A 24,853-nucleotide genomic window follows, 5' to 3' on the forward strand; every position below is an offset into this window, starting at 1 on the left:
TTGCCGGGTGTTCAGGCGCCGCCGGTGGGCGGCTCGGTGCCCTCGGGGTGCGGAAACACCACACCCTTGGTGCCATCCACCCAGGCGGGCAGCTTGGGCATCACACGTTCGAACAAAGTACCGGCCTGCCATTGCACAAGCCAGGCCTGCAGCCGGGGCCAGGTTTGCGCGGCCCACCAGTCGGCATCGATGCCGGCGAACTGCCGCACAAAGGGCGCAATCGCCATGTCGGCCAGCGCAGCGTGGTCGCCCAACAGAAACGGCTGGCCGGCCAGCCGCGCCTCCAATCCCTGCAGCCATTCCACAGCCTGCGCATGTGCCTGGACCGCATCCGCCTCGGGATACCGGCTCGGGTACTTGCAGCGGTCCAGCGCCTGCTTGAAGGGACCATCGCATTCGGCGATCAGCGCCAGCATGGCTGCCTCGGTGCCGTGGCTGGGCGTGAGCCAGCCGGCGGGGTCGTTGCGGGCCAGCGCCCAGCGCATGATGTCCAGGCTCTGCTCCAGCACCTGGCCATCGGGCAGCACCAGCACGGGCACCGTCGCCTTGGGCGATGCCTGCAGCAGGCCCTGGGGCTTGGCGCGCAGCACCACCTCACGCAGTTCGCAGGCCTGGCCGCTCACGGCCAGGGCCAGCCGGGCGCGCATGGCGTATGGGCAGCGGCGAAAGGAATAGAGGACGGGCAGGGCGCTCATGCAGGCCCGCCTTCGTCCCCGCTGCCGCCCCCGCCGCGAGGCGGCGTACCGGGCTGGCGCGCGCCGATATGCTCTTCGCCGCGCGCCTTGGCCAGCTGCATCTGGCGCTCGCGTTCGGCCAGGGCCTGCTCCTGCTCGGGCGTGCGCGTGCCGTGGCAATAGGGGCAGCTCACGCCGGCCACGTAGTGGGGCGAAGCCAGCTCGGCCTCGCCCAGGGGCATGCGGCAGGATCGGCACAGCTGGTGGTGGCCGGGCGCGAGGCCATGGCCCACCGAGACGCGCTCGTCGAAGACGAAACAGTCGCCATGCCAGAGGCTGTCTTCCTCGGGCACGGTCTCCAGGTACTTGAGGATGCCGCCTTCGAGGTGGTAGACCTCGCCGAAGCCTTGGGACTTGAGCAGTGCGGTCGATTTTTCGCAGCGGATGCCGCCGGTGCAGAACATGGCCACGCGCGGCTTGCCTTCGAGCACGCCGCCGGGGGCGGACTGCTCGGCCACCCAGGCTGGAAACTCGGCGAAGCTCTTGGTGTGCGGGTTGATGGCACGCTCGAAGCTGCCGATGCCCACCTCGTAGTCGTTGCGCGTGTCCACCACGACCACGGCGGGGTCGGCGATCAGGGCGTTCCAGTCCTCGGGCTTGACATAGGTGCCGGCGTTGCGCGCCGGGTTCAGGCCGGGCACGCCCAGGGTCACGATCTCGCGCTTGAGGCGCACGCGCATGCGGTAGAAGGGCTGGCGCTCGCCCAGGGCCTCCTTGTGCTGCAGGGCGGCAAAGCGGGCATCGCTGCGCAGCCAGGCCAGCACCATGTGCACGCCTTCGGGCGGGCCGGCAATGGTGCCGTTGATGCCCTCGGGCGCCAGCAGCAGCATGCCGCGCACGCCGTGGGCGTCGCACAAGGCCTGCAGCGGGTCGCGCAGGTCCGTAAAGTCGGGCAGGTCGACGAACTGGTACAGGGCGGCGGTGAGGATGGATGGCGTGACAGACTGCACGGAGGCGGGTGTAAAACAGGACAGAAGGCCTGATGATAGCGGTCACTTTTGGTTACGATGGGTGGTCGCCAACGCCGCAGCCAAGGTCGCCATGAGCAAGGAATCCACCGTCCATCTTTTTCGCCGGCTCGAGCAGCTCAACGGCATCGGTGCCGCGCTCTCGCGCGAGCGCGACATCGACCGGCTGCTGGAGAACATTCTGGAGGCCGCCAAGGCCATCACCGGGGCCGATGGCGGCACGCTCTACAGCGTGACCGAGGACCAGACGGCCCTGCGCTTCGAGATCGTGCGCACCGATTCGCTCGATATCCGCCTGGGCGGCACCACGGGCCGGCCCATCGATTTTCCGCAGTTGCCGCTGCGCAATGCCGATGGCTCGCCCAACGATACGCTGGTGGCGGCCTATGCGGCCATCCACGACCGCACGGTGAACGTGGCCGATGCCTACAGCGAAGAGGGCTTCGACTTTTCGGGCACGCGGCTGTTCGACCAGCGCACGGGCTACCGCTCGCAGTCCTTCCTCACGGTGCCCATGCGCAACCATGACCGCGAGCTCATCGGCGTGCTGCAGCTCATCAATGCGCGCGACCCCGTGAGCGGGGAGGTCACCGAGTTCTCGACGGCCGACCAGAGCCTGGCCGAGTCGCTGGCCTCGCAGGCCGCCATTGCGCTGACCAACCGGCTGCTGATCACCCAGCTCGAACGCCTGTTCGAGTCGTTCGTGAACCTGATCAACCTGGCCATCGACGAAAAGTCACCCTACACCGGCGGCCACTGCCAGCGCGTGCCGGCCCTGACCATGATGCTGGCCGAGGCGGTGAACACCACGCAGGAGGGGCCGCTGGCATCCTTCACCATGACCGAGCGTGACCGCTACGAGCTCAAGATGGCCGGCCTGCTGCACGACTGCGGCAAGATCACCACGCCCGTGCACGTGGTGGACAAGGCCACCAAGCTGCAGACCCTGTACGACCGCATCGGCCTGGTGGACACGCGCTTCGAGGTGCTCAAGCGCGATGCTGAACTGGCGGCTCTGCGCCGCCAGCTGGCGCTGCGCCCGGTGGTGGACGCTGCCGCCGAGGCGCAGGAGCTGCAGGGCCTGCAGCACAGCATCCACACGCTGGAGGAGGAGCGCGAGTTCATGCGCCGCTGCAACCAGGGCGCCGAGGCCATGCGCGCCGAGGACCAGCAGCGCGTGCGCGACATCTCGGCCGCGCGCCAGTGGCGCAACCCGCAGGGCGTGCAGACCAGCTTTCTCACGGCCGAGGAGGTGGAGAACCTGACCATCCGCTCGGGCACGCTCACCCAGGCCGAGCGCGACACCGTGAACTACCACATCGTTGCCACCATCAAGATGCTGGAGACGCTGCCCTGGCCGCGCCACCTGAAGAACGTGCCCGAGTACGCGGGCGGCCACCACGAGCGCATGGACGGCAAGGGCTACCCGCGCGGCCTCACGCGCGATCAGATGTCGGTGCAGGCGCGCATGATGGGCATTGCCGACATCTTCGAGGCGCTCACGGCCGCCGACCGGCCCTACAAGAGCGGCATGACGCTGTCGCAGGCGCTGGCCATCATGTGCAAGATGCGCGACAACGGCCACATCGACCCCGACCTGTTCCAGGTGTTTGTGCGCGAAGGAGTCTATGCGCGCTACGGCAAGGAATTTCTGGAGCCAGCGCAGGTGGACGAGATTCCCCCTGAGGTGATTGCCAGGGCGCTGGTTGCCTGAGGCCTCACGCCACTTGCGCCATCAGCCATTGGTGGAAGGCCTCCATCGCCGGGCTGGGCACGCGTGATTTCAGCCGCGTGAGCCAGTAGGCGCCGCGCTGCAGCTCCAGCGCAAACGGGCGCACCAGCCGGCCCTGCTGCAGCTCGCGCGTGAACATGCTCACGGGCAGCAAGGCCACACCCGCGCCCTGCACGGCCGCCTCGGCCAGGGTCAGGGACGAGTCGAACACGGCGCCGCGCACCACGGGGCAGGGCGCGCCGGCCGCCTCGAACCAGGCCACCCATTCGTCCACGCGGTAGGTGCGCAGCAGCGGCTGGCGCGCGAGGTCTGCCGGGTGGCGCAGGTGGTGGGCCAGGGCCGGGGCGCACATGGCCGTCATGGGGGCGTGCAATATGCACTGCGCCTCGGTGCCGTGCCAGGCACCGTCGCCAAAGCGGATCGCATAGTCCAGGCCCTCGCCGGCCATGTCCACCCGGTTGTTGTGCGTGAGCAGGCGCAGGTCCACAAAGGGGCAGGCCTGCTGAAAGTCGCGCAGCCGCGGCAGCAGCCAGCCCACGGCAAAGGTGCCGACCACGCCCACGGTAAGCACCTCGCGCGGGCGGGCGTCGCTCATGTGCTCCAGCGCGGCCGCGATGCGCTCGAAGGCATCGCTGAGCACTGGCAGCAGCGCCTGGCCTTCGTCCGTGAGGGCCAGGCCCCGGGGCAGGCGGCGAAACAGCGGCTTGCCCAACCGGTCCTCCAGGTTGCGGATGTGCTGGCTCACGGCCGTCTGGCTCACATTGAGCTCGTCGGCGGCGCGCGTCAGGTTCAGGTGGCGTGCAGACACCTCGAAGGCGCGCAGGGCGTTGAGCGGCAGGTGCATAAGTTTTTCTTGGGTCTCGGGTCGATTATTGTCGATGGTGCGCTGTGCGTCGAATCGGTATCGTTGCGGCTATTCCGTTCAACGACAGAGGTAAATGATGATTCGACGAGATTTCGTAGCTGCTTTCGGCCTGATCCCCCTGGCCAGCTTGGCCCAGACCAGCCCGCAGAAAAACAGTGGCCCTGAGGCCGACGCCGCCTGGCTGGCAGACCTGAAACGCATCGAGGCCAGCGTGGGCGGCCGCGTGGGCGTGGCTGCGCTCGATACCCACACCGGCCGGCAGATTGCGCACCGGGGGGGAGAGCGCTTTCCCATGGCCAGCACCTTCAAGCTGCTGCTGGCCGCGCAGACCCTGCGCCGCGTGGACCAGGGCCACGACAAGCTGGACCGCCGCGTGACCTATACCAAAAAAGACCTGGTGACCTACTCGCCCGTGACCGAACCGCACGCCGATGGCGCCGGCCTCACCGTGGAAGAGCTGTGCGCCGGCACCATGACCCTGAGCGACAACACCGCCGCCAACCTGCTCCTGGCCAGCAACGGCGGCCCACCCGCGCTCACGGCCTATGTGCGCTCGCTGGGCGACAGCATCACGCGGCTGGACCGCAACGAGCCTTCGCTCAACGAGGCAAAACCCGGCGACCCGCGCGACACCACGACGTCCGTGGCCATGGTGCACTGCATCCAGGCGCTGGCATTGGGCCAGGCCCTGTCACCGGCCTCGCGCGAGAAGCTGCAGGGCTGGCTGCTGGGCAACAAAACGGGCGACAAGCGCCTGCGCGCCCGCCTGCCCGAGGGCTGGAAGGCCGGGGAGAAGACCGGCACCGCATCGCGCGGCACCAGCAATGACGCGGGCGTGTTCTGGCCGCCAGCGCGCAAGCCCATCGTGGTGAGCTGCTACCTGACCGGCGGCGAGGCGCCGCCCGAGCAGCGCGATGCCGCCATGGCTGAAATTGGCGCGCTGGTGGCCCAGTGGGCCCTGGCAGCTTAGGGGATGGGTCAGCCCTGCAGTGCCAGCAGGCGCTGGGCATGCAGGGCCATCATCTTCTCTTCGTTGGCGGGGATGACCAGGGTTTCGAAAACGCCCAGCATCTGCAGGCGCGCCAGCACCGCGGCACGCACCGGCTCGGCGTTCTCGCCGATGCCACCGGTGAACACCAGGGCATCGAGCCCGCCCATGGACACGGCCAGCATGGCCGTGTACTGCGCCACCTTCAGCGCAAAGTAGTCGACCGCAAAGGCCGCCTGCGGGTCGGCGCTGGCCAGCAGGGCCTGCATGTCACTGCTGACGCCGGACAGGCCCTTGAGGCCCGATTCCTGGTACAGGGTGTGCTCTACCTGCGCGGAATCCATCCCCAGTTCTCGCTGCAGGTAGATGACGGCACCCGCATCGATGGCGCCGCTGCGCGTGCCCATGGGCAGGCCATCGAGCGCGGTCATGCCCATGGTGGTGTCCACGCTGCGGCCTGCGTGCATGGCGCACAGGCTGGCACCGTTGCCCAGGTGCGCGGCCACCACGCGGGCCTGCTGCAGGTCAGGGCGCGTGCGGGCGATCTCGTGCGCCAGCCATTCGTACGATAGGCCATGGAAGCCGTAGCGGCGCACGCCCTGGGCGCGCAGTGCCTCGGGCAGCGCAAAGGTCTGGAACAGCGGGTCCATGCGCGCATGGAAGGCGGTGTCGAAGCAGGCGATGTCCAGCGCATGGCTGGCCAGGCGCTCCGATGCGGCAATGCCGGCCAGGTTGTGCGGCTGGTGCAGGGGCGCCAGCGGGGCGAGGGTCTGGAGACGGGCCACGATGTCGGGCGTGACGGCCACCGGCTCTCGAAAGTCCGCACCGCCATGCACCACCCGGTGCACCACGGCTGCCAGGTGCCAGCCGTCGTCGTGCTGGTCGATCAGCGCGATCACGGCCGCCATGGCAGTGTCGTGGTCGGCAGCGGGCAGGGGCGTGCGCAGCGGGGCCTCGGCCCCGGCCAGTTTTGCAGACAACTGCGCGCTGGTGCCGATGCCAGTCACCTTGCCCGCCATCAGCACGGCGAGCGACTCGCGCTCGAACACCTGGAACTTGATGCTGGACGAGCCGACGTTCAGCACCAGCAGCACGGGCGTGGCCTTCTTCATTTGATCAGCCCCTGGCTGCGGGCATGGGCCAGCAGCAGCGCCACGGCGCACGACAGCAGGCGGGCCCGCTGGCTATCGGCCCGGCTGGTGAGGATGATGGGCACGCGCGCGCCCAGCACGATGCCGGCGGCCTCGGCACCACTCAGAAAGATGAGCTGCTTGGCCAGCATGTTGCCCGCTTCGATGTTGGGCACCAGCAGGATGTCGGCGTTGCCCGCTACCGCCGAGACGATGCCCTTGGTGCGGGCCGCCTCCACGCTGATGGCATTGTCGAAGGCCAGCGGCCCGTCGATCAGGCAACCCGTGATCTGGCCCCGGTCGGCCATCTTGCACAGGGCGGCGGCATCGAGCGTGGCGATCATCTTCGGGCTCACGGTCTCCACCGCCGCCAGTACCGCCACCTTGGGCAGCACGTCGGCACCGAACAGCGCATGCCAGAGATCGACGGCGTTCTGCACGATGTCGACCTTGGTGGCCAGGTCGGGCGCGATGTTCACCGCCGCGTCGGTGATGATGAAGGCCTTGGAATAGCTCTCCTGGTCGATCAGGAAGGCGTGGGAGATGCGCCGCTCGGTGCGCAGGCCGGCGTCGCTCTTCACCACCGCGCCCATCAGCTCGTCGGAGTGCAGCGAGCCTTTCATCAGCGCATCGACCTCGCGGGCGGCGGCCAGGGCCACGGCCTTCGCAGCCGCGTCGTGGCTGTGCTCGGCATCGATCACCTGCCAGGCCGAGATGTCCACGCCCGCCGCTTCGGCCGCCTCGCGCGTGCGCGCGGCGGGCCCCACCAGCACGGGGGTGATCAGCCCGGCCTCGTGGGCCTCGCGCGCTGCCTGCAGCACATTGGCGCTGACCGCGTGGACGATGGCAGTGCGCGCAGGGGCCAGCGTGCGGCAACGGGTCAGCAGGGTGTCGGCATCAAAGCTGTTCATCGGGGGATCACCAGGGTTGGTTGGAAAACAAACAGGACGCCGGACCGGGTCATATATTGGTGCTCATACGAATTTGCATTCAATCGGATAACTAGGCGGGGAGCCGCAGACAGTGCTGTAGCACGGCAAGGCTCCCCAACGACGTTAGCCGGTTGAAGGCAAATTCGTCAGAGCTTCTTGACCAGCACCTGGCTGCGCCGGTCCCAGTTGTACTTGCGCTTGCGCGCCTCGGGCAGCCAGTCGGGGTCGGCCGGCTGAAAGCCGCGTTTGATGAACCAGTGCATGGTGCGCGTGGTCAGCACGAAGATGCTGTCCAGGCCTGCGGCGCGCGCGCGCTGCTCAATGCGCTTGAGCAGCTTTTCGCCATCGCCCGTGCCCTGGCTTTGCGGCGACACGGTGACGGCGGCCATCTCGGCCGTCTTCGCCTCGGGGTAGGGGTAGAGCGCCGCGCAGCCGAAGATCACGCCGTCGTGGTCGATGATGGTGTAGGCGGAGATGTCGCGCTCGATCTCGGTGCGGTCGCGCTTGACCAGGGTGCCGTCCTTCTCGAATGGCTCGATCAGCTGCAGGATGCCGCCCACGTCATCGATGGTGGCCTCGCGCAGCTCTTCGAGCTTTTCATCGATCACCATGGTGCCGATGCCGTCGTGCACGTAGACCTCCAGCAGCAGCGAGCCATCCACCGCGAACGGCAGGATGTGGCTGCGCTCCACGCCGGCCTTGCACGCCTTGACGCAGTGCTGCAGGTAAAAGCCGGTGTCGGTGGGCTGCTGCGCGGTGGGCAGCGTGGCCAGCAGGGCCTGGGCTGCGGCCAGCGGCAGCTCGGTGTCGATGGGGTTGTCATCGCCCTCGGGCTCGCCGGGCAGCATGCGAATGCCGGGCACCTCGGTCAGAAAGATCAGTTTGTCGGCGCGCAGCTCGATGGCCACGCTGGTGGCCACTTCTTCCATGCTCAGGTTGAAGGCCTCGCCGGTGGGCGAGAAGCCGAACGGCGAGAGCAGCACCAGCGCGCCCATGTCCAGCGTGCGCTGGATGCCAGCCACATCCACCTTGCGCACCAGGCCCGAGTGCTGAAAGTCCACCCCATCCATGATGCCCACCGGCCGTGCCGTGAGGAAGTTGCCCGAGATCACGCGCACCGTGGCACCGGCCATGGGCGTGTTGGGCAGGCCCTGGCTGAAGGCGGCCTCGATCTCGTAGCGCAACTGGCCGGCGGCCTCCTGCGCGCAGTCGAGCGCCACCGAGTCGGTGATGCGGATGCCGTGCGAGTATTTGGCCTCATGCCCCTTGGCCGCCAGTTGCTCGTTGACCTGCGGGCGAAAGCCGTGCACCAGCACGATCTTCACACCCATGGCCTGGATCAGCGCCAGATCCTGCGCGATGTTGTGCAGCTTGCCGGCCGCGATGCCCTCACCCGTCAGCCCGATCACGAAGGTCTGGTTGCGAAACTTGTGGATGTAGGGCGCCACCGAGCGGAACCAGGGGACGAAGGTGAAGTTGAAAACGGCGGACATGGGCAGCGAGGGGTGGGGCGACCGAACAATAAGAATGCGTTGGCAGGCCGGCATCATAAGGGCGTACCCCGCCCCACGCTGCAGGCCGGATCACACGGCCTGGCGGAACGCCCCCAGTTTGGCCGCAAACGGCTCCAGCACCAGGCCTTCGTCGGGCAGGCCACCCTGCACCGGGGCCGCCAGCGCAATGCCGCAGTCTTTGAGCAAGGCCACCATCTCCACCGGGGCGATGGTGCCCTGGTGCAGGAGCGCGTCCACCGTGCGGCCCAGGGCCTCGCCATGCGTCTGCAGCAGTTCCTGGGCGCGCCGGTACTGCTGCTGCATCAGCGCCTCGATGGCCTCGTTGCTTGGGGCCACGTCGGTGTTGACGTGGTTGTCCATCTCCACCGTCACGTCGGTGCGCGCCAGGCGCGCACCGAAGCCGTGGTGGCGGATGTAGCGTGCCGCCTCGGCCGTCACCTGCTTGTAGTCCTGCTCGGCGCCGGTGGTGCAGGCCATTTCGCCGAACACCAGTTCCTCGGCCACGCGGCCGGCCAGGCCCACGCACATCATGTCCAGCGCGTTCTGCCGGGTGGTGGCCTTGAGGCTGGAAAAGCTGTTGTACCCGCCCTCGAACGAGGCGATGTTGATCTTCACCTCCTGCGGGGCATGGCCGAACAGCACGCAGTACGCCAGGCCGTGGCCGGCCTCGTGCACCGCCAGCAAAGCGCGAAAGTCGGCGTTGGCGCGCTGCTTGAGGCGGTTCAATTCCAGCACCACCGGGAAGGTAGTTTCTGCCGGCCCCTGCGGACCCAGGCCCTGCACCAGCAGGTGGCGCTTGCCAGGCGCGAGGCTGATGGGGAATTCCTGCCCCAGCGGCAATTGCTCCTGCATGACCCACAGCGCCGCGTTGACCAGGTTGGCGCTCAGGATGGCGTGCACCGACGAGAACAGCGGCCGCGTGCCCTGCGCCGGAAAGACGGCATTGGCATACAGCTCATCGAGCACGTCCTGCCCGATGGCAAAGCGCACGCCGCACTGCGCAGCGATGTCGTCCACATAGCGCGTGCACAGGTTGCGGATGAGCTGCTCGTAGGTCGCCTTGCTGAACGAGGGGTAGATCACATGCTCGTTGCCCAGGCGCGCGATCTGCTCGGGCTTGAAGCGTTCGCCCAGCGCCTTCTTCACGTCGATCAGCGACAGCTTGCGCGTGAGGCGGTGGAAGATGTCGGCGTCGGTATCGCAATCCTCCACGCGCTGGGCGGTCTCGTGGTACATCTCGTCGAGGTTGCCGCAGACGAAGACCAGCAGCTTGCTGTAGTCGGTCTCCCAGGAGTGGTGCGACTGCTGAAAGCGCGTGAACAGCGCCTGCACTTTGGCGGGCGGCCACTGCATGATCTCGGCCAGCGGCTCCTGCAGCTTGAGCATGCGCTTGAGCTCCTGCCCGTCCCAGGCGTCGAGCTGGAAGCGGTAGGGGGCCTTGCCCGCACGCGCGTCATCGTCGGTTTCGGCGCGCTCGGCCTCGTAGTGGGCATCGGCCAGCTTGCGCTCGATGTTGGACAGCGCGCTCAGCGCAGGCGGCAGGCGCCCGTCGGAGAGCAGCGTCCACACGTCCTGGTAGCGCTCGACCTTCACGTCCTCGCCCTTGCGGTCCATGGTGCGAAAGCGCTGGAACTCGTCCAGCACCAGCACGCCCGGTGCGCCTTCGTGGATGCCCGAGTCGCCCAGCATGCCCGAGATGGTGGAGCTGCGGTAGCTGGCGCCGTGGCTGAAGCCGTCCATCTGCACTTCCACGAAGCGGTCATAAAAGCCCAGCAGCTGCGCCAGGCGCCGCGTGAGCTGCGTCTTGCCGGTGCCGGTCAGGCCCCACAGGCAGACGATGACCGGGCGGCTGATGAGCTGGGGCAGCACGTACCAGGCGCGCACGGCATCGATCACGCGGTCGATCACGTCGTCGATGCCGAAGAGCTCGGCCTTGAGCTGCGCGGCTGCCTGGGCCAGCGCCTGCTGGCGCACGGCCAGCTCGGCTGCAGTCACGGCGCCCGCAGGGGCAGCCCCCCCATGCGCATGCACGGGTGCCGGTGCTGCCTGCGCTGCGGTGGTGGGCGCCCCGCCCGCGGCCAGGGCCACGGTGGGGTGCAGGGGGTGCCGCAGGTGCGGCGGCACGTCGTTGGTGAATGGATTCATATCGTCAATCAATCAATCGTTCTGTAGCTTGCCTTGGGTCGCCTTGCGCAGGGCGACGTTGTCCGCGCGGCGCTGGGCCCCGCGGCTGCGTATGTGCTTGCCTGCCGCGCTGGACAGGCTGCGCCGGGCCAGCGCGGTGGCCACAGGGTTTCGGGGCGGGCCCGAGGGTTCGAGCTTCAGCACCAGGGGCTGCTTCATGCGGCGCAGCTTTTTGATTTCACCCTGGGCGTAGGCGCGGGACAATTTTTGGGCACTCATGTGCACTCCACAAACAAAAAACCCCGGCAAGGTAGCCAGGGCTTGTGGAGCGCTGCACTGGGTGCAAGGTGCGCTTGTTTGCCGTGGCTGGACTCGTGAATGCACAGTCCAGCCGGGGCGGTGGACTGTGGTCAGGCAGGAGCGAACAAGGGAACAAACATAGCGGTGACCTCCAGGGCTTTCAGCGGTGGCCGACATGGCCAAGCGTTGCGGAAAGAAGGCGCAATTGTGGCGAGCCGCGCAGCGTGTGGCAAGCCGGGGGTGTTGCAAAAAACGCTGACTGTCGCGTGAAAGGAACAGTGACGGCGCGCGCCGGTCAATCGCCCTGGCGATAGACCCAGCCCGCAGCGTGCAGCCACTCCTGCTGGTCCTGCGTCCGTACGACCAGTTCGACCAGGTCGCGGCCTTCGTGCAGCGGTACCTGCACCGCCATGCCCGCGCGGTCTGCCGATAGGGGGAGCAAGAACTGGCGGTCATCCCAGAACAGGTAGCCGCGCAGCTCGGGCAACTCCCTCAGGGTGGCGGTGGCCATGCTGCCGGCTGCCAGCAGGATCGATTCCGGCGCTTCGTTGGCCTGGATCCAGGTGGTGTCCAGGCGGTCGGCCCAGGCGGCGGGCAGCGGGGCGCTTGCGCGGGGCATCTGCTGTGCCATCGGCGTGGTGACCCAGTAGTGCCCGGCGCGGGCCGGCTCGCGCGACAGCAGGTAGCGGCGGCCATCGGCCTCTTCCCAGCGGTAGTGCGTGCCGGGCTTGGCATCCGCCCACCACCAGCCATCGCTGCGCAGGCGCAGGCCGTCGCACAGCGGCTCCCAGTCCTTGAGCGCTGCGGACCACACCGAGATATCGACTTGCTGGCTGTCGGGCGAAACCACCTTCAACGGCTTGGACGCACGCCCATAGATGCCGAGCACGGCATCGACGTCGGCGGTGGATGACGTGGCCACCGAAGGCACGGTGGTGCTGACCTTGGCAGGCAGGGCCTGCAGCTGGCCGGTCTCCTGCAGGGCCCGCAGCAAGATGCCTTCGGCGATGGGGCCGGGGCGAAAGCCCGGTGCGTTGCCCGTGAGCAGCAAGGCCATGCCGGCCTGGGGCAGCACGTAGAAGTCGCTTGCGCAGAACACCGTGCTGCCGCTCTTTTGCCAGGCCCGCACGCCGGCGGCGTCCAGGCCCGGCTGCTGCGTGCTGTCCCAGCCCAGGCCCCAGTGCCAGTCGGGGGCCAGGTCGATGCGCATGCCCTGGTTCTGGTCGCGGCCCATCTCCGCCACGCCGGCCTTCGAGACCACGCGCTGGCCATCCTGCTCGCCACCCTGTATCAGCAGTGCGGCAAGCCGCATCATGTCGCCGGGCGTGGTGCACAGCCCGCTCGTGGCGTAGCCCATCACGAACTCCTGGCCTTGCCGCGCCTGGCCGATGTAGCCCGGCGCGAAGCTGCCTTCGGGCAGGGGCCGCAGCGTGAAGCCTGAGCGGCCCATGCTGAGCGGTGTGAGGATGGCAGACTGCACGAACGCGGGGTAGCTCTGGCCCGTGACCGCCTGCACGATGCGCTCGATCAGGGTGAAGCCATCGTTGCAGTAGACCGCCATGGCCCCGGGGGCATGCTTGAGGTGCATGTCGGCCAGCGCGGCCTCCACCCCGGCTGCATACCCTGGAATCGGGGCAAACGCGAACATGTTGTGCAGGTAGGTGCCGGGCAGGCCCGAGGCGTGGCTGAGCAAATGCCGCACCGTGATGTCGCGGTAGCCGGACGACAGCATGCTGAACTGCGGCAGGTAGCGCACCACCGGCGCATCGAGCTGCACCAACTGGCGGTCCACGAGGACCATCACGGCCAGCGCCGCGACCACCTTGCTGACCGAGCCGACGTTGAACCGCGTTTCCGGCGTGGCGGGGGCGGCCGGGCTGGCCGGGTTGGCAGAGGTGTCGCGCAGCACCCCGAAGGCCTCCTGCCAGACGATGCGGTCACCGTACATCACCGCAATCGAGGCGGCCCGTGTCTCGCTGGCCTGCATGGCCTGACGGATCTGGCGGCGACCCCAGGCCATGGTGGCATCCAGGTTGGGCGCGGGGGCGCCGCTGCCACCGCAGCCGGGCAACCAGGGGGCAAGGGCCGCCGTGCCGGTCCATGCCAGCCAGTCGCGGCGCGATGGGGTGGGGTGGCGTTCGTCCAGGGGAGGCTTGGAAGCAGATGTCTGCGGGGGCATTCGGGATATTCTGGGGTGCGCGCAGCGTGACGACATTGCCGGTGGGTGATGGGGTGATTACATCCTGAAAATCGCCTGCTCCGGCCGTTGTTGCGCACCGAAAAGCTTACCCGGTGGCGCGGCCACGTGCCCCCTGGCCGCTCGCTCATGGCCGGTGTTGCACAAGGCCAACGCCCAGCCTCGGATAATGCGGGCTTCATGACCGACTCCACGCTTCCCCTTTCCCAGCCCGTCCAGCCCGTCGCGCCTGCCAGGCCCCCCGCCAAGCTGCACATCGAGTTCCCCGAATCCCTGCCCGTCTCGGGCAAGCGCGAGGAGATCATGGCGGCCATCCGCCAGCACCAGGTTGTCATCGTCTGCGGCGAAACCGGTTCGGGCAAGACCACGCAGCTGCCCAAGATCGCGCTGGCCCTGGGCCGGGGCAAGTGCAATGCGCCGGCAGGGCACAAGGGCCAGATGATCGGCCACACCCAGCCGCGCCGCATTGCGGCCAGCAGCGTGGCCAAGCGCATCGCCGAAGAGCTCAAGACGCCGCTGGGCGACGTGGTGGGCTTCAAGGTGCGCTTTCAGGACCGGCTCTCGCGCGACGCCTCGGTCAAGCTCATGACGGACGGCATTTTGCTGGCCGAGACGCAGACCGACCCGCTGCTCAAGGCCTACGACACCATCATCATCGACGAGGCGCACGAGCGCAGCCTGAACATTGACTTCCTGCTGGGCTACATCCGCCAGATCCTGCCGCGCCGGCCGGACCTGAAGGTGGTGGTGACCTCGGCCACCATCGATGCGGACCGGTTTGCCAAGCACTTCGAGTCGGCCAAGGGGCCGGCGCCCATCATCTATGTATCGGGGCGCACCTTTCCGGTGGAGCAGCGCTGGCGGCCCTTCGAGGACACGCGCGACTATGGCCTCAACGAAGCCATCGCCGATGGCGTGGACGAACTCTGGCAGGGCAATGCGGCCGGTGACATCCTGATCTTTCTGCCCGGCGAGCGCGAGATCCGCGAGGCCGCCGACCACCTGCGCAAGCACCTGGCCCACCAGCCAGTGATGCGCAATGCCGAGGTGCTGCCCTTGTTCGCCCGCCTGTCGCAGGCCGAGCAGGACCGCATTTTCGACGGCCACACCGGCCGCCGCCTGGTGCTGGCCACCAATGTGGCCGAGACCTCGCTCACGGTGCCCGGCATCCGCTACGTGATCGATGCGGGCACGGCCCGCGTCAAGCGCTACAGCTTTCGCAGCAAGGTGGAGCAGTTGCTGGTGGAGCCCATCAGCCAGGCGGCGGCCAACCAGCGCGCCGGCCGTTGCGGCCGGGTGGCCAACGGCATCTGCATCCGCCTGTACGACGAGGCGGACTTCAACGCCCGCCCGCGCTTCACCGACCCGGAAATCCTGCGCAGCTCGCTGGCGGGCGTGATCCTGCGCATGAAGTCGCTGCACCTCGGTGACGTGGTTCAGTTCCCCTTCATCGAAGCGCCCTCGGGCCGCGCCATTGCCGACGGCTACCAGCTGCTGGGCGAGCTGGGCGCGGTGGACGAGGCCAATGAGCTCACTCCCATGGGCGTGGAGCTGTCGCGCCTGCCGCTCGACCCGCGCGTGGGCCGCATGATTCTGGAGGCACGCGACCGCAAGGCGCTCGACGAGGTGCTGGTGATCGCCAGCGCCCTGAGCGTTCAGGACGTGCGCGACCGCCCCCTGGAGGCGCAGCAGCAGGCCGACCAGGCCCACGCCAAGTTCGACGACGAGAAAAGCGAGTTCAGCGGCTACCTCAAGCTGTGGAAGTGGATCAACGAGGCCCGGGGCGGGGCGCCCACCTTGCCATCGGCCCGCGCGCAAAAGGCCATGGCCAACCAGCGTGCGCCCTCGCAGGCCTTTTTGCCTGTAGCGCAGCGCATGGTGGCCGCTGCAGCCCCCGCGCCCGCCGTGGCCAGTGCCGAGGCACCTGCGCCCACGCACAAGCTGAGCAACCGCCAGTACGAGCAGTTGCTGCGGCAGAACTTCATCAGCATCCGCCGCCTGCGCGAGTGGCGCGACATCCATACCCAGTTGCTCACCGTGGTGGCCGAGCACAAGTGGGCCATCAACAGCCAGCCCGCAAGCTACGAGCAGCTGCACCTGTCGATGCTGGCGGGCCTGCTGGGCAACGTCGGCGCCAAGGGCGAAGAGGAAGACTGGTACCTGGGCGCGCGCGGCATCAAGTTCTACAAGCACCCCGGCGCCCACCTGTCCAAGAAGCCCGGCCGCTGGATCGTGGCGGCCGAACTGGTGGAGACCACACGCCTCTTCGGGCGGGGCATTGCCGCCATCGAGCCGCAGTGGCTCGAAGAGGTGGGTAGCCACCTGCTCAAGAAGCAGTTGCTCGACCCGCATTGGGAAAAGAAGTCGGCCGAGGTCACGGCGCTGGAGCGAGCCACGCTCTACGGCCTGGTGGTCTACAACGGCCGGCGCATCAACTTCGGCAAGATCGACCCGCATGCGGCGCGCGAGATCTTCATCCGCGAAGCGCTGGTGGGCGGCAACTGGGAGAGCAAGCTGCCCTTCCTGGCCGCCAACCAGAAGCTGATCGCCAAGGTGGCGGAGCTCGAGCACAAGTCCCGCCGCCAGGACGTGCTGGTGGACGACGAGCTGATCTACGCCTTCTACGACCAGCAGCTGCCGCCCGACGTGTGCAGCGGCCACGGCTTCGAGTCCTGGTACCGCGAGGCCTCGCGCCAGCAGCCCGAGCTGCTCAAGCTCACGCGCGAGGAGCTCATGCGCCACGAGGCGGCGGGCATCACCAGCAACGCGTTTCCCAAGACGGTGCGCCTGGGCGGGGTGGACTGCGCCGCCACCTATCTGCACGAGCCGGGCGACGCGCGCGACGGCATCACCGTGACCATCCCGCTGTTCGTGCTCAACCAGGTGAACGACGAGCGCTGCGAATGGCTGGTGCCCGGCATGCTCAAGGACAAGATCCAGGCCCTGCTCAAGAGCCTGCACCAGCGCCCGCGCAGCCGCTTCGTGCCGCTGCCCGAGAACGCGACCCGCCTGGCCGGCCTGCTGGGCACACCCGAGCGCTTCGGCATGGGCAGCCTGACCGACGTGCTGCTCAAGCAGGTGCGCGACGAGACCTCGCTCGATGTGAAGCGCGCCGACTTCAAGCTCGACATGCTCAGCCCGCACCTGTTCATGAACTTCCGCGTGGTGGACGAGCACGGCCGCCAGCTCGGCCATGGCCGCAACCTGGGGGCCTTGAAGGCCGAATGGGGTGCCAAGGCGCGGGGTGCCTTCCAGGCGCTGGCCGGGCTCAAGCTGGCCGCAGGCGTACCGCCGCAGCCAGAAGTTCCGGCGCCTGCAGCCAAAAGCGGGTCTGCTGCGGCCCCGGCATCGGGCAAAGGGCAGCCCCCGGCGCCGGCACAGCCGACAGCCAAGCCCGCTGCACCTGCTGGTCAGCGCTATACCGCCTGGACCTTTGGTGAGCTGCCCGAGCTGATGGAGATCAAGAAGGCCGGGCAGACGCTGATCGGCTTTCCGGCCCTGATCGATGGCGGCGACGCCGTGAGCATCGAGGTCTTCGACGAGCCCGAGGTGGCCGCTGCCAAGCACCGCGCCGGCCTGCGCCGCCTGTTCGCGCTGCAGATCAAGGACGCGCTCAAGTACCTCGAGAAGAACATCCCCGACCTGCAGAAGATGGCCGTGGCCTACATGCAGGTGGGCCGCAACGCCGACGGCACCGGCGGCGGCACCCAGGAGGAGCTGCGCAGCCAGGTCATCGACGTGGCGCTGGACCGTGCCTTTCTGCTCGACCCGCTGCCCACCGACGAGTACGCCTTCAAGCGCCGGCTGGAAGAGGGCAGGGGCCGCCTGACCCTGATCGCCAACGAGGTGGCGCGCCTGGCAAGCACCATTCTCATCGAGTTTGCCGCCGCAGCGCGCAAGATCAAGGACACCAAGAACGCACCCGAGGCCACGCAGGACGCCCAGCAGCAACTGGCGCGCCTGATGCCCAAGAACTTTATCGCCATCGCGCCCTGGACGCAGCTGGCCCACTACGCGCGCTACCTCAAGGCCATCACCCTGCGCCTGGACAAATACCGCGCCGACCCCGCGCGCGACGCCGCCAAGCTGGCGGAGGTCCGCCCGCAGGAGCAGCGCTACTGGCGGCTGGTAGCCGAACGCAAGGGCCAGGTGGACAGCCGCATGCAGGAGCTGCGCTGGCTGCTGGAGGAGCTGCGCGTGAGCTTCTTCGCGCAGGAGCTGCGCACGCCGCAGCCGGTGAGCGTCAAGCGCCTGGAGAAGCTGTGGGCGCAGGTGAACAGTTGACCTGTCCTTGCAGGCGCGCGCAGGTTTTCATCGCCGGGTCTCGCTGCCACCACTCAGACCGAGAGCCCATTGCCGACGCGCGGGCTCGCTGAATCTGTCTTTTCTGCCGGGGCGGAGTGCCCACAATGGCCTGTCTCGTCGCGTGGCACCCGGCCCTGGCGCGCCCGGATCTGGAAGTCTGATCAGGGCGCTGCACGTCTTTGCGGGCATAGGTGGGCCGCAGATTGCGCAGGGACTGGCAAAAATGGGTTAGGCTGATTCGCTCCATTGCGCAAGCGCCCACTCTTTCAAAAGGAGACTCCATGGACATCAAGGCCATCGCTGTCGACACGGGGGGAACCGTGCTGGACTGGCACAGCGGTGTTCGCGCTGCATTCCGCCGGACAGGCGGTGCGCACCGCCTGCAAAGAGACTGGCATTCCATCACCAACGACTACCGGCGCCGGGCCATGAACCGCATCGTGGGGCAGGTGGGGCCGAAATTCAACATGGACGACGTGCACCGCTCGTGCCTGTCGCAGGTCGTCGCCGACCATGGCCTGCAGGCGTTCAGTGAACAGGAGCGCGGGCAGCTCGCCGATAGCTGGCACCGCCTGCATGCATGGCCTGATTTTCCAGACGCACTGGCACGCATGCGCACCCGCTTTCCCGTGGTCTCGTTCTCCATGCTCCCTGTCGCCTTGCTGGTCACTGTCTCCCGTCGCAACGACATCGCCTGGGATGCCGTGATCTCGTGCGAGATGATCGGTGCATACAAGCCCAACCCAGAGGCCTACCTGCAAGCGGCCGAATGGATGAACCTGCTGCCTGCCGATATTCTGATGGTGGCCTGTCACAACTTCGACTTGAACGCTGCCCGCGCCTGCGGCTTCAAAACCGCTTTTGTCCGACGCCCCGATGAATGGAGGCCTGAGGGTCCTCCCGATCCAACGGCGCATCCCGACTGCGACATCGTGGTCGACGAATTCACTGCGCTTGCGCAGGCCCTGGTTCCCTGGCGTGCCTGTCTGGCGCCGCTTTGGACCGTGATTGCCACCTTCACGAGAGTACTTATGCCCATTTCAGACCCTTTGCGATGTGGATTCCGCGCGGCATCCGGCGCTCACAATCCATGAAGGCGCGCTTTCGCCAATTTCTGAGTGCGCTCGGTGACTCCTTCTGGCTGCTGCCCGCAGCGCTGGTGGTGCTCGGGATTGTGCTGGCGTTCGGGCTGCTGCGCCTGGACCGGAGCGACCTTCTGCCAGCATGGCTCATCGGCAGCACCTGGATCTACAACGGCGGGGGAACCGGTGCGAGAACGCTGCTGGGCGTCATTGCCTCATCCGCCATTGGCGTTGCCGGGACCGTCTTTTCCATCACCATCGCTGCGCTTTCGCTGGCAGCGGGGCAAATGGGGCCGCGCCTGCTACACAACTTCACCCGTGACCGCGGCGTTCAGATCACGCTGGGTGCATTCCTGGGCACATTTTCCTATGCGCTGATGGTTCTGCGCAGTGTTCGCACCCAGGAAGAAGGTCCCTTCACGCCCCACCTGGCATTGACGTTCGGCATTGTCCTGGCCTTGGCCTGCGTCGGCACACTCGTCTACTTTGTTGCGCACATGGCTGGCCGCATCAATGTCGACACCGTGGTGAACCTGGTCAGCGAAGATGTGCGCTCGGCAGTGCAGGGTGTGCTGGCCGATGAGCCGCCAGCGCAGGTTCCACCTGGCGACTTCTGGGCACAGGCGACGCCGGTGGTGGATGCCCGGCAGGGCTATCTGCAGCAACTCGATGAAACCAAACTCGCCGACTGGGCCTCGCAGCATGGCACTGCCATCAGGTTGCTCGTGCGGCCAGGGGACTACGTTTTTCCGGGCGCACCGATTGCCCTGATGACGGTCCATGTTCCGGGCGCCGAAGCCGCCATACGCGATGCCACGGCCCTGGGCAACACCCGCAGTGGAGGCAATGCAGAGTATGCGATCCGACAACTGGTCGAGGTGGCGGTGAGGGCCCTTTCACCGGGCATCAATGACCCCAATACCGCCATGAGTGTGCTGGATCGCCTGGGAGCTGCGCTGTGCGATATCGCCGGGCACCATTTGCCCAGCGGGGTGTCTACGCGCGGCGACAGCGTGGTGTTGGTGGTGCCGGATATCGGATATGCCGGCCTGGTGAATGTGATGTTTCACATGATCCGGCAAAGCGCGGCCGCCAATGCGGCCGTGCTGATCAAGCTCCTGGACGTATTGACTGCGGTGGTCGTCTGCGAATCTGCCACTGATCGCAAGGAGTCGCTGGCCCACCACGCCGAGTTGGTGTGGGCGGACGCGCGGCGCCAGTTGGGCAACCGATCCGATCGTCAGGACGTGCACCGCCGCTATCGCAGTTTTCGAAGTGCTGCGGCCTACGGTGTACTCGGTGCCGTCGGCGTGAAAACGGAACACTCGGAGATACGGATTTAAAACATGCTTGATATTGCCGCGATCTGCCTCGTCATCACTGCGCTCCTCGCGTACCTCAACCACCGCCTGACCCGGCTTCCCACCACCATTGGTGTGATGGCGATTGCGCTGGCACTTTCCCTGGCCATGGTGGGGCTTGACGCAGCCGGGTTGGACCATGGCCTGCGCCGGTACGAAGAGTCGTTCATCCGGTCCATCGATTTTTCCGACGTACTCATGCAGGGCATGCTGTCGTTTCTGCTGTTCGCAGGCGCGCTGCACGTGGACCTCGGCGCCTTGAAGAAATTCCGCTGGCAGGTGGCGGCGCTTGCGCTGGTGGGAACGGTCGTGTCCACCGTCGTTGTGGGAGGGTTGATGTGGCTGGCTCTGCCGCACATCGGTCTTCCTTTGCCCTTGCTGTATTGCCTTCTGTTTGGCGCCCTGATCTCGCCAACCGATCCCATCGCGGTCATGGGCATTCTCAAGTCCGCTGGCGCACCCAAGGAGCTTGAACTGGTCATCGCAGGGGAATCTCTGTTCAACGATGGCGTCGGCGTGGTCGTCTTTGCACTTTTGCTGGGTGTGCTGTCCAGCGGAGAGACGCCAACGTTTGCAGCCGCCGGCACGTTGCTGCTGCGCGAGGCAGGGGGAGGCATTGCCTTTGGCCTGGTGCTGGGCTACGTGGTCTTTCGCATGCTCAAGAGCATCGACCAGTACCAGGTCGAGGTGCTGCTGACCTTGGCGGCGGTCATGGGCGGGTACGCGTTTGCCAGCCACCTGCATGTATCGGGGCCGCTGGCCATGGTGGTGTGCGGCCTGATCATCGGCAACGGTGGACGGGCGCGGGCAATGTCCGATAGCACGCGGCGCTACATCGACATGTTCTGGGAGCTCGTGGACGAGATCCTGAATGCAGTGCTCTTCGTGCTGATCGGGCTTGAGGTGATTCTTATCGCTTTTTCGGCACCATTGGTGTTTGGCGGCATGTTGGCCATTGGGATCACCCTCTGCGCCCGGTGGCTCACCGTAGGCCTGCCTGTCGCCCTCGGGCGCGGGTGGTTCGCGCTTCCTCCAGGTGCGGCCCATGTCATGACCTGGGGCGGGCTGCGCGGCGGCATTTCTGTCGCGCTGGCACTTTCCCTGCCGGGTGGTGCGCAGCGTGAGATCGTGCTGGCACTGACTTATTGCGTGGTGGTCTTTTCCATTCTGGTGCAGGGCTTGACGATTGGCCGGGTCACCCAGAAGGCTGTCGGAACGCCTGCGGTCACCCGCTTGCCATAGCAACGACCGGTCAGGCCCGCGCGCACGGCCACGGGCAGCACTGCGGCATGCTGCCCAGGCGATGCCGTCTGAAGTGATGGGGCGCAAGGAGGACGCGGCCGCATTCCTCCTTGCGCAGCGGACGGTGGGCGGCCCCAACTTCTCCGCTATGGGGTACATTTAACATTCCATCCAGATGGTTTGTTTTAATGACCGAAGCCCACCGACGCCAGAAGCACCCCGAACTGGTGCGCAGCCAGTTGCTGGCCGTGGTGCGTACGCTGCTGGTCGAGCAGGGGCCCCATGCGGTCACGCTCGATGCAGTGTCGGCCCGCGCCGGCGTGACCAAGGGTGGGCTGCAGCACCACTTTCGCAGCAAGCAGGCATTGCTTGATGCGCTGAGCGACCAGTTGTTCGAGGAATTCCAGCAGGGCTATGCCCAGGCGCTGGCCATGGAAGAGGAGGGCCGGCCGGGCCGGCATGCCCGCGCCTATGTCCGCACGGCGTTCGACGAGGGCACAGATTGCAACCGGGTGGAGGCCCAGCGCGCCATCGGCCTGCTGGCGCTGACCTTGCCGCACTGTCGGGAGCAGTGGAGCGCCACGATGCAGGCCGCCCTCGCTGAGGATGGCGATGACCCGCAGGTGGCCGACCGCCTGCTGGCCTGCCGCATGGCGGCCGACGGCTACTGGTTCAGCCAGATGCTCGACGTGTACCCGATGGACGAAGCGCGCAAGGCCCGCATCCTGAAAACCCTGCTCGATCTGTGCAACTGATTTCAAAAAGCGAGTACCCATGAATCTCACCGCTGCCTACCTGTTGCTGGGCATTGCCATCGTCTCCGAAGTGATCGGCACCTCGGCGCTCAAGGCCTCCGAGGGCTTCACCCGCCTGGGGCCCAGCGCCATCACGGTGGTCACCTACAGCCTGTCTTTCTACCTGCTGTCGCTCACGCTCAAGACCCTGCCTGTCGGCATTGCCTATGCGATCTGGTCGGGCGTGGGCATCGTGCTGATCTCGGCCGTGGGCTGGGTGGTCTACGGGCAGAAACTCGACCTGCCGGCGGTGATCGGCCTGGGCATGATCATTGCCGGGGTGCTGGTCGTGAACCTCTTTTCCAAGAGCGTGGGCCACTGAGCCCGCTCTTTCTTTTCTGATTTATGGTGATGCCATGACCGCTTCGTTCGCCTGCTCCTCCTCCGCTGCCACCTCGCCTGCGGTCGCGCCCATCATGGGCCAGACCCTGGCGCGGGCCGACGTGTTGGCCCTGTTGGAGCGCGGTGCCGGCCCACTGCACTTCGAGCAATGCGACTTCGAAAGGGCAGACCTGTCGCGGCTGGAGCTGCGCGGGGTGCAGTTCACCGAGTGCGTGCTGGCCGAGGCGTCTTTTGAAAAGTCGAACCTCACCGACAGCCGCTGGCTGGGCTGCCGCGCCGGGCTGGCCAACTTCCACCTGGCGGACTTGACCGATGCGCGCTGGTACCGCTGCGACCTGAACAACACCAGCTGGGCACGCAGCAAGCTGGGCTCGGCCGTGTTTGCCGAGGTCAAGCTCACCGGGGCGGGCTTTGGCGAGGCGCACACGCTGGGCCTCGCGTTTCACGATTCGCTGCTGGTGGGGGCGGACCTGCGCGGCATGTCGTTTCGCAAGCAGACCATTGGCCAGTTGGACATGAGTGACGCCGACCTGGGCGCCTGCGACTTCCGCGATGCCGTGTTCGAGGGCGGCAGCCTGCGCGATGCCAACCTCAAGAACGCCCGCTTCGACGGCGCCGACCTGCGGGCCGTGGATCTGGGCGGGCTGCGCATCGCCAATGTCGCGCAGTTCTTCAAGGGCGCCGTGATCTCGCAGGACCAGGCGGCGGCGCTGGTCAGCGAGTTAGGGGTGCGGGTGATGTGATACGGATTTGCCTTTGACCGTCTAGCGTCGTTGGTTCGCCTTGCCGTGCTACAGCACTGCCTGCGGCTTCCCGCCTAGCCATACGGTCAAATGCAAATCCGTACGGGTCTCCCCGCGGCAGCGGTCAGCTCGGATCGCGTTGGATCTGGTCCGGCTCCGGCGAGAACAGATCCCAGGTCGCCATGAACAGCGCCGCGATCACCGGGCCGATGACGAAGCCCGTCAGGCCGAACAAGCCCAGACCGCCCAGGGTGGAGATGAGCACCACGTAATCGGGCATCTTGGTGTCCTTGCCGACCAGGATGGGGCGCAGGACGTTGTCCACCAGGCCGATGACGCCGATGCCGAAGGCGATCAGCACAACGCCCTGCCACACGGCGCCGGTGGCCAGGAAGTAGATGGCCACGGGCAGCCAGATCAGGCCGGCGCCCACGGCGGGCAGCAGCGACAGAAAGGCCATGAGCACGCCCCAGAGCACGGGGCCCTGGATGCCCAGGATCCAGAAGATCAGCCCGCCCAGGGCACCCTGCGAGGCGGCGACCACGATGTTGCCCTTGACGGTGGCGCGGATCACGGTGGTGAACTTGGTGACCAATTGGCGCTTGTGCTCGGTCTCGAGCGGGATGGCGCGGCCGATGCGCGCGCCCAACGCCGCGCCGTCGCGCAGCAAAAAGAACAGCAGGTACAGCATGATGCCGAAGCCCACCAGAAACTCCAGCGTGTTCTGGCCAATGCTGACCGCCTGGGTGGCGATGAACTGGCTGGCCTGCACGGCCACGGACGACAGCCGCTCCTGGAGCTGCGCCACCGAGGTCAGGTTGAAGCGGTCCAGCAGGTTCACGGCCCACTGGGGCAGGGCGGCGATGACCTGCTGGAAGTACAGGCCGAAGTTGAGCTGCCCCGTGCGCGTGCGCTCATAGATGGCCGTGGCCTCCTGGACCAGCGAGACGGTGAGGAAGGCCACCGGCAGGATCACGATCACCAGGCACAGCCCCAGCGTGATCAACGCGGCCAGGTTGGTGCGCGGGCGCAGGCGCCGCAGCACCTTGCGGTGCAGCGGTGCGAACAGGATGGCCAGCACCATGCCCCAGAACACTGCGCCGTGGAACTGCCAGAGGATGGCGCCGAAGGCCACGGTGACCAGCACCAGTAGCAGCAGGAAAGTCTTGTCTTGGAGTGTGTTGGGGCTCATTGGAACCTGTTGAGAACGTATACCCGCCCTATCGCGTGTACCCGCAATGTACGCGAGGTGCCAGTCGGCCCTGCATGTCCACGGTGCATGAATACATATGGGCTGCGCTTAGAACCTGTTTGCGATCTCCCAGGGGTCGCGCAGCGGCCTTGGCGGGTGGGGTGCTAGGCGCGGTGCGCAGCCAATAGCTCGGCTATTGGCAAGCGCCGCAACGCCGCAGACCGCCCGCCAAGGCCGCTGCCCGAAGGGTTGGGGCGAAATCGGGCGATTGAATGCCCCTGCTGCTTGCATGGGCATGAGCCCATACT

The 24,853-nt window shown here is 67.1% G+C and carries 19 protein-coding genes; 9 read left to right on the forward strand and 10 right to left on the reverse strand.

Annotated features, from left to right (window positions below; genetic code table 11):
* Positions 1-11: 11 nt before the first annotated feature.
* Both ASE31_RS23585 and ASE31_RS23590 read right to left on the reverse strand, forming a co-directional pair.
* A complete protein-coding gene (locus tag ASE31_RS23585; protein WP_057204276.1) occupies positions 12-695 on the reverse strand; it encodes a glutathione S-transferase in 684 nt (227 codons plus the stop codon).
* Positions 692-1,684, reverse strand: a complete 993-nt coding sequence (locus ASE31_RS23590; protein ID WP_057204277.1) for a rhodanese-related sulfurtransferase — start codon at positions 1,682-1,684, stop codon at positions 692-694. Before ASE31_RS23590 ends, ASE31_RS23585 begins: the two co-directional genes overlap by 4 nt.
* 91 nt (positions 1,685-1,775) lie before the next feature.
* On the opposite strand from ASE31_RS23590, the gene ASE31_RS23595 reads away from it, so the two are divergent.
* Entirely contained in the window at positions 1,776-3,416 is a 1,641-nt protein-coding gene (locus ASE31_RS23595; protein ID WP_057204425.1) for an HD family phosphohydrolase, read from the forward strand.
* Between the two features lie 4 nt (positions 3,417-3,420).
* Here the strand turns inward: ASE31_RS23595 and ASE31_RS23600 are convergent, their stop codons facing one another.
* Positions 3,421-4,278, reverse strand: coding sequence for a LysR family transcriptional regulator (locus ASE31_RS23600; protein ID WP_057204279.1), 858 nt, complete (start codon positions 4,276-4,278; stop codon positions 3,421-3,423).
* A 97-nt stretch (positions 4,279-4,375) separates the two neighbouring features.
* Between ASE31_RS23600 and bla the strand changes: the two genes are divergently transcribed.
* Positions 4,376-5,269 (forward strand): class A beta-lactamase, encoded by an 894-nt coding sequence (gene bla / locus ASE31_RS23605; protein ID WP_057204427.1) that lies wholly within the window; start codon positions 4,376-4,378, stop codon positions 5,267-5,269.
* A gap of 8 nt (positions 5,270-5,277) precedes the next feature.
* Here bla and ASE31_RS23610 read toward each other — a convergent pair whose 3' ends face one another.
* The 6 genes from ASE31_RS23610 to ASE31_RS23635 all read right to left on the reverse strand — a co-directional run bounded on the left by ASE31_RS23610 (position 5,278) and on the right by ASE31_RS23635 (position 13,466).
* Positions 5,278-6,399 carry an acetate/propionate family kinase gene (locus ASE31_RS23610; protein ID WP_057204281.1) on the reverse strand — a complete coding sequence of 374 codons (1,122 nt, stop codon included), beginning with the start codon at positions 6,397-6,399 and terminating at the stop codon, positions 5,278-5,280.
* Entirely contained in the window at positions 6,396-7,328 is a 933-nt protein-coding gene (locus ASE31_RS23615) for a bifunctional enoyl-CoA hydratase/phosphate acetyltransferase (protein WP_057204283.1), read from the reverse strand. Before ASE31_RS23615 ends, ASE31_RS23610 begins: the two co-directional genes overlap by 4 nt.
* A gap of 167 nt (positions 7,329-7,495) precedes the next feature.
* Positions 7,496-8,842, reverse strand: a complete 1,347-nt coding sequence (gene argA, locus ASE31_RS23620; RefSeq protein WP_057204284.1) for an amino-acid N-acetyltransferase — start codon at positions 8,840-8,842, stop codon at positions 7,496-7,498.
* 90 nt (positions 8,843-8,932) lie between these two features.
* Positions 8,933-11,008, reverse strand: coding sequence for an AAA family ATPase (locus tag ASE31_RS23625; RefSeq protein ID WP_057204287.1), 2,076 nt, complete (start codon positions 11,006-11,008; stop codon positions 8,933-8,935).
* A 12-nt stretch (positions 11,009-11,020) separates the two neighbouring features.
* A complete protein-coding gene (locus ASE31_RS23630; protein ID WP_057204289.1) occupies positions 11,021-11,266 on the reverse strand; it encodes a hypothetical protein in 246 nt (81 codons plus the stop codon).
* Between the two features lie 316 nt (positions 11,267-11,582).
* Complete coding sequence (locus tag ASE31_RS23635; protein WP_057204291.1) at positions 11,583-13,466, reverse strand: serine hydrolase; 1,884 nt, start codon at positions 13,464-13,466, stop codon at positions 11,583-11,585.
* 198 nt (positions 13,467-13,664) lie between these two features.
* Between ASE31_RS23635 and hrpA the strand changes: the two genes are divergently transcribed.
* The 7 genes from hrpA (at position 13,665) to ASE31_RS23670 (ending at position 23,353) form a co-directional block, all read left to right on the forward strand.
* A complete protein-coding gene (gene hrpA, locus ASE31_RS23640; RefSeq protein ID WP_057204293.1) occupies positions 13,665-17,768 on the forward strand; it encodes an ATP-dependent RNA helicase HrpA in 4,104 nt (1,367 codons plus the stop codon).
* Positions 17,769-18,070: 302 nt separating this feature from the next.
* Entirely contained in the window at positions 18,071-18,883 is an 813-nt protein-coding gene (locus tag ASE31_RS23645) for a haloacid dehalogenase type II (protein WP_057204295.1), read from the forward strand.
* Positions 18,880-20,214, forward strand: coding sequence for a DUF2254 domain-containing protein (locus ASE31_RS23650; RefSeq protein WP_057204297.1), 1,335 nt, complete (start codon positions 18,880-18,882; stop codon positions 20,212-20,214). The genes ASE31_RS23645 and ASE31_RS23650 overlap by 4 nt, the downstream gene beginning before the upstream one ends.
* A 3-nt stretch (positions 20,215-20,217) precedes the next feature.
* Complete coding sequence (locus ASE31_RS23655) at positions 20,218-21,474, forward strand: sodium:proton antiporter (RefSeq protein ID WP_057204299.1); 1,257 nt, start codon at positions 20,218-20,220, stop codon at positions 21,472-21,474.
* A gap of 188 nt (positions 21,475-21,662) precedes the next feature.
* The gene (locus ASE31_RS23660; protein ID WP_057204301.1) at positions 21,663-22,229 is read left to right on the forward strand and encodes a TetR/AcrR family transcriptional regulator; all 567 of its coding nucleotides are present in this window, start codon (positions 21,663-21,665) and stop codon (positions 22,227-22,229) included.
* 19 nt (positions 22,230-22,248) lie between these two features.
* The gene (locus ASE31_RS23665; RefSeq protein ID WP_057204304.1) at positions 22,249-22,590 is read left to right on the forward strand and encodes an SMR family transporter; all 342 of its coding nucleotides are present in this window, start codon (positions 22,249-22,251) and stop codon (positions 22,588-22,590) included.
* A gap of 34 nt (positions 22,591-22,624) precedes the next feature.
* A complete protein-coding gene (locus tag ASE31_RS23670; protein WP_082604332.1) occupies positions 22,625-23,353 on the forward strand; it encodes a pentapeptide repeat-containing protein in 729 nt (242 codons plus the stop codon).
* Between the two features lie 124 nt (positions 23,354-23,477).
* Here ASE31_RS23670 and ASE31_RS23675 read toward each other — a convergent pair whose 3' ends face one another.
* Entirely contained in the window at positions 23,478-24,545 is a 1,068-nt protein-coding gene (locus tag ASE31_RS23675) for an AI-2E family transporter (protein ID WP_057204305.1), read from the reverse strand.
* Positions 24,546-24,853: the final 308 nt, after the last annotated feature.

Source organism: Acidovorax sp. Root217 (assembly GCF_001428645.1).
GTDB lineage: Bacteria > Pseudomonadota > Gammaproteobacteria > Burkholderiales > Burkholderiaceae_C > Acidovorax.